Source organism: Microbacterium sp. K35 (assembly GCF_004794375.1).
Taxonomy (GTDB): Bacteria; Actinomycetota; Actinomycetes; order Actinomycetales; family Microbacteriaceae; genus Microbacterium; species Microbacterium sufflavum.
The window spans coordinates 1-16,540 of sequence record NZ_SSDM01000144.1 but is presented as its reverse complement, the minus strand read 5'-3'; the positions used below and the strand labels follow the sequence as shown (position 1 = coordinate 16,540).

Below are 16,540 nucleotides of genomic sequence, written 5' to 3'. Positions count from 1 at the left end.
CCCGCGAGCACGCCGGGCAGCAGCCCGTGGACGGCTTCGACGCGCAGGACATCGCCCGGCGCGCGGTGACCCTCGTGGGCGCGGCGCCGGAGTCGGCCGAGGCGCTCGCGGTGATCGACGCCCGTCGTCGCTCGACCCTCGCGGTCGACAGCGCCGCGTCGTACGTGGCCAGCGCCCTCGCGGGCGACGGTGTGCGCGTCCGGCTCGATGTCGCCGCGCGTCCCGTGACGGAGCAGGACGACGTGATCGCCGAGGTCGTCGCGGCCCCTGGCACCACGGTGGTGCTGGTGGACCGGCCAGACGCGGAGCCGGCACAGCGCGCCCTCGTGGAACGCACCGCCGCCCGCGACCCGCACGCGGTCGTGGTGAACGTGGGGCTGCCCGCCCGCACCCCGCTTCCCCTGCCGACCGTCGAGGTCGGGGCGGCCAGCAGGCTCGGGGCGCAGACCGCACGGGAGGCACTCCTGGGTCGCTTCCCGCTACGGCAGAGGTCGACCACCGCCGGTTGAGACGGGATCAGCGCATGGACGACGACGTTCTGGCCACGGTGCGGCGCTCCCTGCCCAGGCTGAGCGCGGCCGAGGGCCGCGTGGCCGAGACCATCCTCGGCGACCCCACGCTCGTCGTCGACCTCGCGATCAACGATCTGGCGCAGCTGTGCCGCACGTCGCTGTCCACCGTGGCGCGGTTCGCCCAGTCGCTGGGGTTCAGCGGCTACCGCGAGCTGCGGGTCGCGGTCGCCCGCTCGGTCACGCTCGCCCAGGCGCAGCAGGCGCGCTTCGGCCTGGACACCACCGCGATCGATCCGCACGACGGGCCAGGCGCGATCGCGGCGAAGCTCGCGGCGCAGGAGATCGACGCGATCGAGAAGACCGCCCGTGCGCTCGATGAGGCCGCCCTCGACCGGGTCGCGCGTGCGCTGGTGGCCGCCCGCCACATCGACCTGTTCGGTCAGGCGGCGTCGTCGCTGACGGCGCAGGATCTGCAGTTGAAGCTGTCGCGCATCGGGTGCTCGGTGTCGCACTCCGCCGATCCGCACCTGGCGATCACGACCGCGTCGCTGCGTTCGCCCGAGGACGTCGCGATCGCCTTCTCGCACGGCGGGGAGACGGCCGAGACGGTCAGGGCGCTGGAGGTGACGCGCGACACCGGAGCGCTCGCGGTCGCCGTGACCAGCGATGCGGACTCCCCGCTCGCGGCGGTGGCGGACGTGGTGCTGCTCAGCCAGGCGCAGGAGTCGCCGTATCGCATGGCGGCGATGTCGAGTCGGATCGCACAGCTCGCCCTGATCGACGTGCTGTTCGTGCGCGTGGTGCAGCACCGCGGGGAGCCGGTGGCCGTGTCCCTGCAGCGCACGCACGATGCCGTGCCGCCGCGCCGTCCGCGCCGCGCGTAGGGGGGGTGACGGCAGGGGGGGTCAGTCCACGTGGTCGCGGGTGCTGGCGATCGCGCGCGTGGCGATACGGTGCGCACGGGCCAGGCTGCCGCTGAGCGAGAGCCCGGCGAGCACCCCGGCGAGGAAGCCGCCGGCGAACGCGTCTCCCGCGCCGATCGTCTCCACGACGGGCGCGTCGAGGGCGTCGCTCTGCGCGCGATCCCCGCGGTCGAACGCCACGGCGCCGGCCGGGTCGGTCACCACGACGAACCGCGGCTCGGGGAACAGCGCGCGGAGGGCGTCGGGGTCGCTCGTGCCGAACACCGCCGCGGCGTCCGGCCTGGTGCAGAACAGCACGTCGGCGTCGCGGGCGAGTCCGCCCAGCAGGCGCTTCGCGTGGTCTTCCCTCCCGCGCCAGAGCGCCGGGCGCCAGTTGAGGTCGAAGCTCAGCAGCGCGTGAGCGGGACGGTGGTCGCGGAACAGCGCATCCTGCGCGGCGGCGGCCGAGTCCGACAGGGCTGGCGTGATGCCCGAGGTGTGCACGAGCGCGGCGCGGGCGAGGAGGGCAGCGGCCGCGGGCGTCTCGAGGGTGCGCGGAGACAGTGCGGCGGCGGCCGACCCTGCCCGGTAGTAGTGCATCGTGCCCTCGACCGTGCCGTCCGGCCGGGGCGACAGCTCCTTGACGTACAGCCCGGTCGGCGCGTCCGCATCGACCTCGATCGCGCTGTCGTCCACGCCGTGGGCGCGGAGCTCGCCCGTCAGGAACCGGCCGAACCCGTCGTCGCCGACGCGCGAGACCACGGCCGTGTCGACTCCCGCCGAGGCGAGCGCGATCGCGGTGTTCCACTCCGCGCCCGCGAGCGACCGGTCGAACGTGCGGCAGATCTCCAGGGCACCGGCGGTGGCCGGGACGAGGGCGACCATGCCCTCGCCGAAGCAGACGGCGAGGGGGGTGGACTCTGGCACGTTCTCGACGGTACCCGATCCGCAGTCCCGCGCGTGTCGATACCGGATCGCAACCTCCGGCTATTTGGCATCCGCGATCCGGCTGGGTACCTTCGAGGAATCACCGTCTCCGGGGCGACGACGCCCCGGGTACGCGCATCGAAGCGCCCGACAGGGAAGGTCACACAATGCACCAGTCAGCCATGCGTCGGCGAGGGATCGTCGCCGTCACCGGAGCGGCCATCGCGGCTCTCGCTCTCGCCGGATGCGTCGCCAGCGAGCGCGGCGACAACGGTTCGGAGGGCTCGGGCGACGTCGACGGCACGTTCGTCTTCGCCGCGTCGTCCGATCCGGCGAGCCTCGACCCCGCGTTCGCGCAGGACGGCGAGACGTTCCGCGTCTCCCGCCAGATCTTCGAGGGTCTGGTGGGCACCGAGCCGGGCACCGCCGACCCCGCGCCGCTGCTGGCGGAGTCGTGGGAGTCGTCCGAGGACGGCATGTCGCACACCTTCCAGCTGAAGGAGGGGGTGACCTTCCAGGACGGCACCCCGTTCAACGCCGAGGCGGTCTGCTACAACTTCGACCGCTGGTACAACTGGACCGGTCTGGCCGCCTCCGAGGCGTTCGGCTACTACTACAACAAGCTCTTCAAGGGCTACGCGTCGAACCCCGCCGACGCCGTCTACAAGTCGTGCACGCCCGACGGCGAGAACTCCGTCACGATCGAGCTGAACAAGCCGTTCGCCGGGTTCATCGCCTCGCTGTCGCTGCCCGCGTTCGGCATGCAGAGCCCGTCCGCGATGCAGGAGTTCGGCGCCGATGAGGTCGGCGGGTCGGCCGAGGCGCCGCAGCTGTCCGAGTACGCGATGGGCCACCCGGTCGGCACGGGCCCCTACCAGTTCGAGGAGTGGGCGCCGGGCGAGCAGGTCACGCTCAAGGCCTACGACGACTACTGGGGCGACGCGGGTCAGGTCGACGAGATCATCTTCCGCACGATCGACGATCCGACGGCCCGCCGCCAGGCGCTCGAGTCCGGCTCGATCGACGGCTACGACCTCGTCGGTCCCGCCGACACCAAGGCGCTCGAGGACGACGGCTTCACGATGGTGTCGCGCCCGCCGTTCACGATCCTGTACCTGGCGTTCAACCAGGCCGTGCCCGAGCTGCAGGACCCGAAGGTGCGCGAGGCCCTCTCGTACGCGGTCGACAAGGACGCGCTGATCAGCCAGGTGCTGCCCGAGGGCACGCAGAAGGCCACGCAGTTCGTGCCCGAGGTCGTCAACGGCTACAACCCCGACGTCACGACCTACGACTACGACCCCGAGAAGGCCAAGGCCCTGCTCGCGGAGGCCGGCTACGACGAGTCGAACCCGCTGAAGCTCACCTTCAACTACCCGGTCAACGTGTCGCGTCCCTACATGCCGGACCCCGAGCAGATCTTCACGGTGCTGTCGTCGCAGCTGTCCGAGGTCGGCGTGGAGACCACCCCGGTGTCGGAGGAGTGGGTCGAGTACCTCGACCGCACGACCGGCACCTCCGACCACGGCATCCACCTGCTGGGCTGGACGGGCGACTACAACGACACCGACAACTTCGTCGGCGTGTTCTTCGGCCAGCAGAGCTCGGAGTGGGGCTTCGACAACCCGGAGCTGTTCCAGAAGCTGACCGAGGCTCGCGGCGTGTCCAACCTGGAGGAGCAGACCGCGCTGTACGAGGACATCAACGAGATGGTGGCGGAGTTCATCCCCGGCGTCCCGCTCGCGCACCCGGCTCCGACGCTCGCGTTCGACCCGCGCGTGAAGAGCTACCCTGCCAGCCCGGTGAACGACGAGGTCTTCACGGACATCGTCCTCACCAAGTAACGGCCTGACCGACCGAGACCCCTTCGTCTCGTCGCTCCGCTCCTCGCTCAGGGACCGGATCGGGAAACCACCCCGGTTCGGTCCCTGAACGAGCGGAGCGAGACGACGGGCCTGATCGACGGAGATCTTCGTGCTGCGCACCATCGGCAGGCGACTGCTGTTCCTCATCCCCACCCTGTTCGGGCTCAGCATCCTGCTGTTCGCCTGGGTCAGGGCCCTTCCCGGCGGCCCCGCGGTCGCCCTCCTCGGCGAGAAGGCCACACCCGAGGCGATCGCCAGGGTCAACGAGCTCTACGGCTTCAACAAGCCGCTCATCGAGCAGTACTTCATCTGGATCACGCGCCTGCTGCAGGGCGACTTCGGCACCTCGATCCAGACCAACCGTCCGGTGGTGGAGGAGTTCTTCCGCCGGTTCCCCGCCACGATCGAGCTGAGCGTCATGGCGCTCATCTTCGCGGTGGGCGTTGGCATCCCGCTCGGCTACTGGGCCGCGCGGCGACACGGCAAGTTCACCGATCACGCCTCGGTCGTGCTGAGCCTGATCGGCATCACCATCCCGGTGTTCTTCCTGGCGTTCATCCTCAAGTACGTCTTCGCGGTGCAGCTGGGCTGGCTGCCGTCCGACGGGCGGCAGAACCCGCGGATAGACGCGACGCATCCCACCGGGTTCTACGTGTGGGACGGCATCATCACCGGCGAGTTCGACGCGGCGTGGGACGCCATCCTGCACCTCATCCTCCCGGCGCTCGCGCTCGGCACGATCCCGCTGGCGATCATCGTGCGCATCACAAGGGCGAGCGTGCTCGAGGTGCAGAACGCCGACTACGTCCGCACCGGGCGCGCGAAGGGCGTCGGCTCGTCGACACTGCGCAGCCGCTTCATCCTGCGCAACGCCATGCTGCCGGTGATCACCACGATCGGTCTGCAGACGGGACTGCTGATCTCGGGGGCGGTGCTCACCGAGACGGTGTTCGCGTTCCCCGGCATCGGCTCGTTCCTGGCGCGGGCCATCTTCACGCGGGACTTCCCGGTGCTCCAGGGCTTCATCATCTTCATCGCGATCGCGTACGCGCTGATCAACCTGGCGGTGGACGTCTCCTACAGCTTCATCGACCCGAGAGTGAGGGTGCAGTGATGTCCCTCCTCATCGTCCGAAAGGAGGCGGTCGCATGAGCATCGCCCTCCCACCCGCACAGGGACCCTCCGCCGAGAGCGGGGGAAGCATCGACACCGTCGCGATCGCCCAGGCCGATCTGAAGAACGGCGGCGGCTTCTGGAGCGACGTGTTCCGTCGACTCCGCCGCAACCCGACCGCATGGATCGGCGCGGTCATCGTGCTCGTCTTCCTGGCGATCGCCCTGCTGGCACCGGTGATCGCCCCGTATCCGGAGACCGCGCTCCCCGGCGCGAAGTTCATCACCCCGACGCACATCCCCGGACCGGGCGAGCTGCCGGAGTTCCCGCTCGGGCTCGACCGCTTCGGCGGCGACGTGCTCTCGAAGCTGATCTGGGGCGCGCAGGCGTCGCTGCTCATCGGTGTCGTCTCGACCGCGATGGGGCTCGTCGGCGGCATGCTGCTCGGGCTCATCGCCGGCACGTTCGGCGGCTGGGTCGACACGGTCATCATGCGCGTGGTCGACATCATCCTGTCCGTGCCGAACCTGCTGCTGGCGGTGTCGATCGCGGCGATCCTCGGCCAGACGCCGTTCGCGGTCATGATCGCGATCGGTGCCTCGCAGGTGCCGATCTTCGCGCGGCTGCTGCGGGCGTCGATGCTGCAGCAGCGCTCCAGCGACTACGTGCTCTCGGCGCAGACGCTGGGCCTCGGCCGCGGCCGGATCACGATGTCGCACGTGCTCCCCAATGCGATCGGCCCCGTGATCGTGCAGGGCACGCTGACGCTGGCGACCGCGGTGATCGACGCGGCGGCGCTGTCGTTCCTCGGGCTCGGCGGCGGCCGCCCCGAGACCGCCGAGTGGGGGCGCATGCTCACCTACGCCCAGGCGGAGCTGGCGATCGCGCCGTGGCTGGCGTTCCTGCCCGGCATCTGCATCGCGGTCACCGCGCTCGGCTTCACCCTGCTGGGTGAGGCGCTGCGCGAGGCCATGGACCCGAGGACGAGGGCACGATGAACACGCGAGACGAGGGCGCCGCGCGCGCCGCGAGGGAGGACCGCATGTCGGACGAGCCGCTGCTGTCGGTCGAGGGACTGGCGGTCGACTTCGCCACCATGGACGGCGTCGTGCACGCGGTCGAGGGCGTCGACCTGGAGATCCGACCGGGCGAGACGGTCGCGATCGTGGGCGAGTCCGGGTCGGGCAAGTCCACCACCGCGATGGCCATCATCGGGCTGCTCGCCGGGGGCGGGAAGGTCGCGGCGGGCAGTATCCGCCTGGACGGCCGCGAGATCGCGCACGCCTCGGAGAACGAGCTGCGCACGATCCGGGGGCGCGACATCGGCCTGGTCCCGCAGGACCCCATGTCGAACCTCAACCCGGTCGCCAAGATCGGCACGCAGGTCGCCGAGACGCTGCTCGCGCACGGCCTGGCCACGCGGCAGAACGTGCAGGGGAAGGTCGTCGAGGCGCTCACGGCCGCGGGCCTGCCCGACCCGGAGCGCCGCGCGAAGCAGTATCCGCACGAGTTCTCCGGCGGTATGCGCCAGCGCGCGCTGATCGCGATCGGGCTGGCGTGCAAGCCGCGGCTGCTGATCGCCGACGAGCCCACCAGCGCGCTCGACGTCACGGTGCAGCAGACCATCCTCGACCAGATCGGCGAGATGACGCGCGAGCTCGGCACGGCGGTGCTGCTCATCACGCACGACCTCGGTCTCGCGGCCGAGCGGGCGGAGCGGGTCGTGGTGATGCACCGCGGCAAGGTGGTCGAGCAGGGGCCCGCGCGGCAGATCCTGGAGGACCCGCAGCACCCGTACACGCAGTCGCTCGTGAAGGCGGCGCCCTCGGTCGCGGTCGCCCGGCTGCGGCCGGAGGCGTTCGTGCGCGACACGTCCGCCGCGGAGCTGCCCGCAGCGGAGGAGAAGCCGCGCGACCACATCGTCGAGATCGAGAACCTCACGAAGGTGTATCCGGTGCGGGGCAAGCACGAGGACTTCGTGGCCGTCGATGACGTGTCGCTGGCGATCCCGCGCGGCGAGACGGTCGCAATCGTCGGAGAGTCCGGCTCGGGCAAGACGACGACCGCCCGCATGCTGCTCAAGCTGATCGAGCCCACCAGCGGACTCATTCGCTACGAGGGCAAGGACGTCTCGACGCTCAGCAGGGCGGAGACGAAGGAGTTCCGGCAGCGCGTGCAGCCGATCTTCCAGGACCCGTACTCGAGCCTGAACCCGATGTTCACGATCGAGCGTTTGATCGCCGAGCCCCTGGAGTTCTATCGGCGGGGGAGTGGCGCCGACCGTCGCAAGCGCGTGCGGCAGCTGCTCGACGACGTGGCGCTGCCGCAGTCGATGCTGCGCCGCTACCCGTCGGAGCTGTCGGGCGGCCAGCGGCAGCGCGTCGCGATCGCCCGGGCGCTCGCGCTCTCGCCCGACCTCATCGTGTGCGACGAGCCGGTGTCGGCGCTCGACGTGCTGGTGCAGGACCAGATCCTGCGGCTGCTCGGCGACCTGCAGCGGGAGTACGGCCTGAGCTACCTGTTCATCTCGCACGACCTCGCGGTGGTGCGGCTCATCAGCGACTACGTGTGCGTGATGAAGGACGGGAAGCTGGTCGAGGCGGCGACGTCGGAGGAGATCTTCACGAATCCGCGCGACCCCTACACGCGGCGCCTGCTCGCCTCGATCCCGGGCAACGAGCTCGGCATCGCGTCCTGAGACGGGGGAGCGAGCGCCAATACCGCAGGTTCTGAGATTGGTCAAGGACTGTGCTTGCCATGTCGCGGAATCGTGGGTATAGTTGGTAGTTGCGCTCGCTCCTCCCTGCCCTCATATGGTGGTCGGCATCCGTTGAGCTCTCGAGCGCGAACTCCACCTGACGACAAAGGAATCGAGAAGCCCTGCGGGGCTCACGGAGGTTATTCCCTTGGCTGCTGCTCCCAACGCATCCACATCCACCACCACCAAGAACGGACGCGGAGCTTCCCGTCTTTCGTTCGCCAAGATCTCCGACACGCTGACGGTCCCCGACCTTCTCGCTCTGCAGACCGAGTCCTTCGGTTGGCTCGTCGGCAACGACGCCTGGAAGGCGCGCGTGGCCGAGGCGAAGGCCGCCGGTCGCACCGACGTGAACGAGAACAGCGGTCTGGGCGAGATCTTCGAGGAGATCTCCCCGATCGAGGACCTCGGCGAGACGATGCAGCTGTCGTTCACGAACCCGTACCTCGAGCCGGAGAAGTACTCGATCGAGGAGTGCAAGGAGCGTGGCAAGACCTACGCCGCGCCGCTGTACGTCGAGGCCGAGTTCATGAACCACCTCACGGGTGAGATCAAGACGCAGACGGTCTTCATGGGCGACTTCCCCCTGCAGACCGACAAGGGCACGTTCATCATCAACGGCTCCGAGCGCGTCGTCGTGTCGCAGCTCGTCCGCTCGCCCGGTGTCTACTTCGACAAGACGCCCGACAAGACCTCCGACAAGGACATCGTCTCGGCGCGCGTCATCCCGAGCCGCGGTGCCTGGCTCGAGTTCGAGATCGACAAGCGCGACCAGGTGGGCGTGCGCGTCGACCGCAAGCGCAAGCAGTCCGTCACGGTCTTCCTCAAGGCGCTGGGCATGACCAGCGAGGAGATCCTGGCCGAGTTCGCCGGCTACACCTCCATCGAGGAGACGCTCGCGAAGGACACGATCGTCACCAAGGAAGACGCGCTGCGCGACATCTACCGCAAGCTGCGTCCGGGCGAGCAGGTGGCCGCCGAGGCCGCCCGCGCGCTGCTCGACAACTTCTACTTCAACCCGAAGCGCTACGACCTCGCCAAGGTCGGCCGGTACAAGATCAACCACAAGCTGGGTCTCGACACCCCGCTGACGGAGTCGGTGCTGACGGTGCAGGACATCGTCGCGACCATCAAGTACCTGGTGCGTCTGCACGCCGGCACCGAGGAGACCTTCGAGGGCATCCGCGGCGGCAAGAAGACCGAGATCCGTCTCGCGACCGACGACATCGACAACTTCGGCAACCGTCGCATCCGCGCGGTCGGCGAGCTGATCCAGAACCAGGTCCGCACGGGTCTGTCCCGCATGGAGCGCGTCGTCCGCGAGCGCATGACCACGCAGGACATCGAGGCCATCACGCCGCAGACGCTGATCAACGTGCGCCCCGTCGTCGCCGCGATCAAGGAGTTCTTCGGAACCTCGCAGCTGTCGCAGTTCATGGACCAGAACAACCCGCTCGCGGGTCTGACCAACAAGCGCCGCCTCTCGGCCCTCGGCCCCGGTGGTCTGAGCCGCGACCGCGCCGGCGTCGAGGTCCGTGACGTCCACCCCTCGCACTACGGCCGCATGTGCCCGATCGAGACCCCGGAAGGCCCGAACATCGGCCTGATCGGTGCGCTCGCGACCTTCGCGCGCATCAACTCGTTCGGCTTCATCGAGACCCCGTACCGCAAGGTCGTCGACGGTGTCGTGACCGAGCAGATCGACTACCTCACGGCGTCCGAGGAGGTCGACTTCAACATCGCGCAGGCCAACGCGCCGCTCGATGCGAAGGGTCGCTTCCGCGAGAGCCACGTGCTCGCGCGCCCCAAGGGCGGTAGCGGTGAGGTCGACCTGTTCCTGCCGGAGGAGATCGGCTACATCGACGTCTCGCCGCGCCAGATGGTGTCGGTCGCGACCTCGCTCGTGCCCTTCCTCGAGCACGACGACGCGCAGCGCGCGCTCATGGGCGCCAACATGCAGCGCCAGGCCGTGCCGCTGCTGCGCAGCGACTCGCCGCTCGTCGGCACCGGTATGGAGGGTTACACCGCCATCGACGCGGGCGACGTGATCACCGCCGAGAAGGCCGGTGTCGTCTCCGAGGTCTCCGCCGACCGCGTCGTGGTCATGCTCGACGAGGGCGGCACGCAGGAGTACCACCTGCGCAAGTTCGACCGCTCGAACCAGGGCACCTCCTACAACCAGAAGGTCGTCGTGTCGGCCGGTGAGCGCGTCGAGGTCGGCGAGGTCATCGCCGACGGCCCCGCCACCGAGAACGGCGAGCTGGCCCTCGGCAAGAACCTCCTCGTCGCGTTCATGACGTGGGAGGGCTACAACTTCGAGGACGCCATCATCCTGAGCCAGGACCTGGTGAAGGACGACACCCTCTCGTCGATCCACATCGAGGAGTACGAGGTCGACGCCCGCGACACCAAGCTCGGCAAGGAGGAGATCACCCGTGACCTCCCCAACGTCAGCCCCGAGCTGCTGAAGGATCTCGACGAGCGCGGCATCATCCGCATCGGTGCCGAGGTCCGCCCCGGCGACATCCTCGTCGGCAAGGTCACGCCGAAGGGTGAGACCGAGCTGTCGGCCGAGGAGCGCCTGCTCCGCGCGATCTTCAACGAGAAGAGCCGCGAGGTCCGCGACACGTCGCTGAAGGTGCCGCACGGTGAGCAGGGCACGATCATCGCCGTCAAGGAGTTCAACGCCGAGGACGGCGACGACGAGCTCGGCTCCGGCGTGAACCGCCGCGTCGTGGTCTACATCGCCCAGAAGCGCAAGATCACCGAGGGTGACAAGCTCGCCGGCCGTCACGGCAACAAGGGTGTCATCGCGAAGATCCTGCCCGTCGAGGACATGCCGTTCCTCTCGGACGGCACGCCGGTCGACATCGTCCTCAACCCGCTGGGCATCCCGGGGCGAATGAACTTCGGCCAGGTGCTCGAGACCCACCTCGGGTGGATCGCGAAGCAGGGCTGGAAGGTCGAGGGCACTCCGGAGTGGGCCGCCAAGCTGCCGGAGCAGGCCTTCGAGGCCGCCCCCGGCACCAAGGTCGCGACCCCGGTATTCGACGGCGCCAGCGAGGAGGAGATCGCCGGTCTGCTCGACTCGACGCTCCCGACGCGTGACGGCCTGCGCCTGATCGACTCGAGCGGCAAGACGCAGCTGTTCGACGGCCGCTCCGGCGAGCCGTTCCCGGCGCCGATCTCCGTGGGCTACATGTACATCCTGAAGCTCCACCACCTGGTGGACGACAAGATCCACGCCCGCTCCACCGGTCCGTACTCGATGATCACCCAGCAGCCGCTCGGTGGTAAGGCGCAGTTCGGTGGACAGCGCTTCGGTGAGATGGAGGTGTGGGCCCTCGAGGCCTACGGCGCCGCGTACGCCCTCCAGGAGCTCCTCACGATCAAGTCCGACGACATCCTCGGCCGCGTCAAGGTGTACGAGGCGATCGTCAAGGGCGAGAACATCCAGGAGCCCGGCATCCCGGAGTCGTTCAAGGTGCTCATGAAGGAGATGCAGTCGCTCTGCCTGAACGTCGAGGTCCTCTCGGCCGACGGCACGCTGGTCAACCTCCGCGACACCGACGACGAGGCGTTCCGCGCCGCAGAGGAACTCGGTATCAACATCTCCAGCCGCTTCGAGGCCGCCTCGATCGACGAGATCTAATCCTTCGGGAGCCGGGGACCGCCGTGTCCCCGGCTCACCGAAGCAGACTTCTCAAACAGAATTTCCGACACAGGAGAACTAGTGCTCGAGTCCACAACCTTCGATGAGCTTCGCATCGGCCTGGCGACCGCAGACCACATCCGCGCGTGGTCCTACGGCGAGGTCAAGAAGCCCGAAACCATCAACTACCGCACCCTCAAGCCGGAGAAGGACGGTCTCTTCGGAGAGCAGATCTTCGGCCCGTCCCGTGACTGGGAGTGCGCCTGCGGCAAGTACAAGCGCGTCCGCTTCAAGGGCATCGTCTGTGAGCGCTGTGGCGTGGAGGTCACCAAGAGCTCCGTCCGCCGTGAGCGCATGGGTCACATCGAGCTCGCCGCTCCCGTCACCCACATCTGGTACTTCAAGGGCGTGCCCTCGCGCCTCGGCTACCTGCTCGACATGGCGCCGAAGGACCTCGAGAAGGTCATCTACTTCGCCGCCTACATGGTCATCTCGGTCGACGAGGATGCTCGTCACCGCGACCTGGGCACGCAGGAGAACAACATCCGCCTCGAGCTGAAGACGCTCGGCGACCGCCGCGACGCCAAGATCGCGGAGCGCCTGGCCAAGCTGGAGGAGGAGCTCGCGGCTCTCGAGGCCGATGGTGCCAAGGCCGACGCCAAGAAGAAGGTCAAGGACGCCGCCGAGAAGGAGATGTCGCTCATCCGCAAGGGTGCCGACGAGGCGATCCTGAAGCTGGAGCGCGTGTGGGAGGACTTCCGCACGCTCGAGGTCGGTGCCCTGCGCCCGGAGGACGACGTCTTCCACGAGCTGCAGGACCGCTTCGGCCAGTACTTCGAGGCCTACATGGGTGCCGAGGCGATCCAGCGTCGCCTGGCCGCGTTCGACCTGACCGCCGAGGCCGAGAGCCTGCACCTGCAGATCTCGGAGGGCAAGGGCCAGCGCAAGATCCGTGCGATCAAGCGCCTCAAGGTCGTCAACTCGTTCCTCGAGACCGGCATGAGCCCGGCCGCGATGGTGCTCGACGTCGTCCCGGTGATCCCGCCGGAGCTGCGTCCGATGGTGCAGCTCGACGGTGGCCGCTTCGCGACCTCCGACCTGAACGACCTGTACCGCCGCGTGATCAACCGCAACAACCGTCTCCGTCGCCTGATCGACCTCGGCGCCCCCGAGATCATCGTCAACAACGAGAAGCGGATGCTGCAGGAGGCCGTCGACGCGCTGTTCGACAACGGCCGCCGTGGTCGCCCCGTCACCGGTACCGGCAACCGTGCACTGAAGTCCCTGAGCGACATGCTCAAGGGAAAGCAGGGTCGTTTCCGTCAGAACCTGCTCGGCAAGCGTGTCGACTACTCGGGCCGTTCGGTCATCGTGGTCGGCCCGCAGCTCAAGCTGCACCAGTGCGGTCTGCCCAAGCAGATGGCGCTCGAGCTGTTCAAGCCGTTCGTCATCAAGCGCCTGATCGACCTGGGTCACTCGCAGAACATCAAGGCCGCGAAGCGTGCCGTCGAGCGCACGCGTCCCGAGGTCTGGGACGTGCTCGAGGAGATCATCCGCGAGCGTCCGGTGCTGCTCAACCGTGCACCCACCCTGCACCGTCTGGGCATCCAGGCGTTCGAGCCGCAGCTCGTGGAGGGCAAGGCCATCCAGCTGCACCCGCTCGTCTGCGCGGCGTTCAACGCCGACTTCGACGGTGACCAGATGGCCGTGCACCTGCCGCTGTCGGTCGAGGCTCAGGCCGAGGCCCGCGTGCTGATGCTCGCGTCGAACAACATCCTCAAGCCGTCGGACGGCCGTCCGGTGACCCTGCCCTCGCAGGACATGATCATCGGTCTGCACCACCTGACCACGGTCAAGGCCGGCGCCAAGGGCGAGGGCCGTGCGTTCGGCTCCGTCGGTGAGGCGCAGCTCGCGTACGACGAGGGCACGCTCGACCTGCAGGCGAAGGTCCGCATCCGCATCCCGGGTCTGGCCTTCCTGGAGGGCGAGGCTCCCGAGGGCTACGAGAAGCACGGTCTGGTCGACGCGTCGCTCGGTCAGGCGATCTTCAACGACGCGCTGCCGAAGGGCTACCCCTTCGTCCGCGAGCAGGCCGACAAGGGCAAGCTGTCGCAGATCGTCAACAAGCTGGCCGAGGAGTACCCCAAGGTCGAGACGGCCGCCACGCTGGACCGCATCAAGGATGCCGGTTTCTACTGGGCGACCCGTTCGGGTGTCACCGTCGCGCTGAGCGACATCCTGACCCCGCCGAACAAGGCGGAGATCGTCGCGGGCTACGAGAAGCAGGCCGCGAAGGTCCAGTCCCAGTACGAGAAGGGCCTCACGACCGACGCCGAGCGTCGTCAGGAGCTCATCAAGATCTGGACCGAGGCGACCGACGAGGTGCAGGCCGCGATGAAGGCGCACTTCCCGGAGGACAACACCATCAACCGCATGGTGTCCTCGGGCGCCCGTGGTAACTGGCTGCAGATCCGGAACATCGCCGGTATGCGTGGTCTGGTGAACAACCCCAAGGGTGAGATCATCCCGCGTCCGATCATCTCCTCGTACCGCGAGGGTCTGTCGGTGGCGGAGTACTTCATCGCGACGCACGGTACCCGTAAGGGTCTGGCCGACACCGCTCTGCGTACCGCCGACTCGGGTTACCTGACCCGTCGTCTGGTGGACGTCTCGCAGGACGTCATCATCCGCGAAGAGGACTGTGGCACGTCGAAGGGCCTCGAGCTCCCGATCGCCGCGCCGAACTCGCAGGGTGAGCTGGTGCGCGACGCGAACGTCGAGAACTCGGTGTTCGCCCGGACGCTGGCCTCCGACGTCGTGAACGCGGCGGGCGAGGTCCTCGCCTCGGCCGGCGACGACGTGGGCGACGTGCTCATCGACAAGCTGGTCGCTGCGGGTGTCGAGACCATCAAGGTCCGCTCGGTCCTGACCTGCGACTCCGCCGTCGGCGTGTGCGCGCAGTGCTACGGCCGTTCGCTCGCGACCGGCAAGACGGTCGACATCGGCGAGGCCGTCGGCATCATCGCGGCCCAGTCGATCGGTGAGCCCGGTACCCAGCTGACGATGCGTACCTTCCACACCGGTGGTTCCGCGTCGGCCGACGACATCACGCAGGGTCTGCCCCGTGTGCAGGAGCTGTTCGAGGCCCGTACCCCCAAGGGTGCGTCGCCGATCGCCGAGGCTGACGGCCGCATCACGATCGACGAGACCGACAAGGCCAAGAAGGTCATCCTGACGCCCGACAATGGCGACGAGCCCGTCGTCTACCCGGTGCTGAAGCGTGCGACGCTCCTCGTCGAGGACGGCCAGCACGTCTCGGTCGGTCAGCCCCTGCAGGTCGGCACTCTCGACCCCAAGGAGGTCATGCGCGTCATGGGTGCCCGCGAGGTGCAGAAGTACCTCGTCGGCGGCGTGCAGGGCGTGTACCGCTCGCAGGGTGTGCCGATCCACGACAAGCACATCGAGGTCATCGTCCGCCAGATGCTCCGCAAGGTCACCGTCGTCGACCACGCCGACACGACCCTGCTGCCGGGTGAGATGGTCGACCTGAAGCGCTACCAGCAGATCAACCGCGAGGCCGTGGCCGAGGGCAAGCGCCCCGCGTCGGGTCGCCCGGAGCTGATGGGTATCACGAAGGCGTCGCTCGCGACCGAGTCGTGGCTGTCCGCCGCGTCCTTCCAGGAGACGACCCGCGTGCTCACGCAGGCCGCCATGGAGGGCAAGCGCGACCCGCTGGTCGGTCTCAAGGAGAACGTCATCATCGGTAAGCTCATCCCCGCCGGAACCGGTCTCTCGAAGTACCGCGACGTCACGGTCGAGGCCACCGAGGAAGCCAAGAGCGAGCGCTACCCGAACCGGATCTTCGCATCCGACGGCGCGTACGCGGACGGCGACTTCGGCTACGTCGACTTCGACGCGTTCTCGACGGACGACATCACCCCCGGTACCTACAACTGAGGTGTGACTGAGTGAACGAAGGCCCCGGGCATCGCCCGGGGCCTTCGTCGTCCCTCGTCGCGTTCGGGCACGCAGTTCGGCAGCGCTCCGGAGCGCGGGCGGGCGCGGTAGGGTCGGCGAGTGAGCACTGAGACTTCCCCCGGCGGCTCGGCCGTCGTCATCGGAGACGCCCTGATCGACGAGATCCGGGATGACAGCGGCGTCCGCGAGTTCGTCGGCGGAGCCGCCCTGAACGTGGCGGTGGGTCTGCGGCGGCTCGCAATCCCCACGACGCTCATCGCGATGGTGGGAGAAGACGTCGCAGGCGCGCACATCCGCGAGTATGTGGCGGACCACGGCGTGCGCCTGATCGCGAGCGCGGCGCCGCACGGGTCGTCGCGCGCCGTCGTGACCCGGGCCGCGAACGGCGAGCCGAGCTACGTCTTCAACCGTGCCGCCAAGGAGCGCACGATCCGCTACTCGGACGAGGCGGTGGCCGCGATCGCGGACGCCGACCTCGCGGTCGTCAGCTGCTTCCCGTTCGACGCTCCCGCCGAGGTCGACGCGCTCGCGGCCGCCCTGGACGGTGCGCGCCTCGCGATCGACCCGAACCCGCGCACGGGCATGCTGAGCGACCGCGACGAGTTCGTGCGCGGCTTCGAGCGTCTGGCCGCGCAGGCCGAGGTCGTGAAGGTCGGCGCCGACGACGCGGCGGTGCTCTACGACGGCGACCTCGACGTGCTGCGCTCCCGTCTCCGGGGGCTCGGCGTGCGCGCGGTGCTGGCCACCGCGGGGGCGGACGGCGCGGTGCTCGAGTCCGACGCCGGCACTTCGACGGCCCCGATCTCCGCGCTGCCCGGGCGCCTCGTCGACACCGT

9 protein-coding genes and 1 pseudogene are annotated in these 16,540 nt (G+C 68.9%); 9 read left to right on the top strand and 1 reads right to left on the bottom strand.

Features of this window, described 5'->3' with window-relative positions:
* Positions 1 to 509: pseudogene (locus tag DW299_RS04940) on the top strand (glycoside hydrolase family 3 N-terminal domain-containing protein); the annotation flags it as partial.
* A gap of 14 nt (positions 510 to 523) precedes the next feature.
* The gene (locus DW299_RS04935) at positions 524 to 1,396 is read left to right on the top strand and encodes a MurR/RpiR family transcriptional regulator (RefSeq protein ID WP_136032295.1); all 873 of its coding nucleotides are present in this window, start codon (positions 524 to 526) and stop codon (positions 1,394 to 1,396) included.
* A 21-nt stretch (positions 1,397 to 1,417) separates the two neighbouring features.
* Here DW299_RS04935 and DW299_RS04930 read toward each other — a convergent pair whose 3' ends face one another.
* Positions 1,418 to 2,341: a sugar kinase gene (locus DW299_RS04930; RefSeq protein WP_136035909.1), complete on the bottom strand. Its 924-nt coding sequence runs from the start codon at positions 2,339 to 2,341 to the stop codon at positions 1,418 to 1,420.
* A 167-nt stretch (positions 2,342 to 2,508) separates the two neighbouring features.
* On the opposite strand from DW299_RS04930, the gene DW299_RS04925 reads away from it, so the two are divergent.
* From DW299_RS04925 to DW299_RS04895, 7 genes are all read left to right on the top strand, one after another.
* Positions 2,509 to 4,182 carry an ABC transporter substrate-binding protein gene (locus DW299_RS04925; protein ID WP_136032298.1) on the top strand — a complete coding sequence of 558 codons (1,674 nt, stop codon included), beginning with the start codon at positions 2,509 to 2,511 and terminating at the stop codon, positions 4,180 to 4,182.
* 130 nt (positions 4,183 to 4,312) lie between these two features.
* Positions 4,313 to 5,317 carry an ABC transporter permease gene (locus tag DW299_RS04920; RefSeq protein WP_136035908.1) on the top strand — a complete coding sequence of 335 codons (1,005 nt, stop codon included), beginning with the start codon at positions 4,313 to 4,315 and terminating at the stop codon, positions 5,315 to 5,317.
* 34 nt (positions 5,318 to 5,351) lie between these two features.
* Positions 5,352 to 6,314, top strand: a complete 963-nt coding sequence (locus DW299_RS04915; protein WP_136031619.1) for an ABC transporter permease — start codon at positions 5,352 to 5,354, stop codon at positions 6,312 to 6,314.
* Complete coding sequence (locus DW299_RS04910; protein WP_136035907.1) at positions 6,311 to 8,014, top strand: ABC transporter ATP-binding protein; 1,704 nt, start codon at positions 6,311 to 6,313, stop codon at positions 8,012 to 8,014. The genes DW299_RS04915 and DW299_RS04910 overlap by 4 nt, the downstream gene beginning before the upstream one ends.
* A 208-nt stretch (positions 8,015 to 8,222) precedes the next feature.
* Complete coding sequence (gene rpoB, locus DW299_RS04905; protein WP_136031622.1) at positions 8,223 to 11,726, top strand: DNA-directed RNA polymerase subunit beta; 3,504 nt, start codon at positions 8,223 to 8,225, stop codon at positions 11,724 to 11,726.
* Positions 11,727 to 11,807: 81 nt separating this feature from the next.
* Positions 11,808 to 15,683 carry a DNA-directed RNA polymerase subunit beta' gene (gene rpoC, locus DW299_RS04900; protein ID WP_136035906.1) on the top strand — a complete coding sequence of 1,292 codons (3,876 nt, stop codon included), beginning with the start codon at positions 11,808 to 11,810 and terminating at the stop codon, positions 15,681 to 15,683.
* Between the two features lie 120 nt (positions 15,684 to 15,803).
* A partial coding sequence (locus tag DW299_RS04895) for a PfkB family carbohydrate kinase (protein ID WP_136035905.1) occupies positions 15,804 to 16,540 on the top strand: 737 nt, incomplete at its 3' end.

Bases quoted from the DNA above. Each gene is read 5' to 3' on its own strand.
- DW299_RS04910 (WP_136035907.1), top strand. From the start codon at position 6,311: ATGAACACGCGAGACGAGGGCGCCGCGCGCGCCGCGAGGGAGGACCGC.
- DW299_RS04935 (WP_136032295.1), top strand. From the start codon at position 524: ATGGACGACGACGTTCTGGCCACGGTGCGGCGCTCCCTGCCCAGGCTG.
- DW299_RS04915 (WP_136031619.1), top strand. From the start codon at position 5,352: ATGAGCATCGCCCTCCCACCCGCACAGGGACCCTCCGCCGAGAGCGGG.
- DW299_RS04925 (WP_136032298.1), top strand. From the start codon at position 2,509: ATGCACCAGTCAGCCATGCGTCGGCGAGGGATCGTCGCCGTCACCGGA.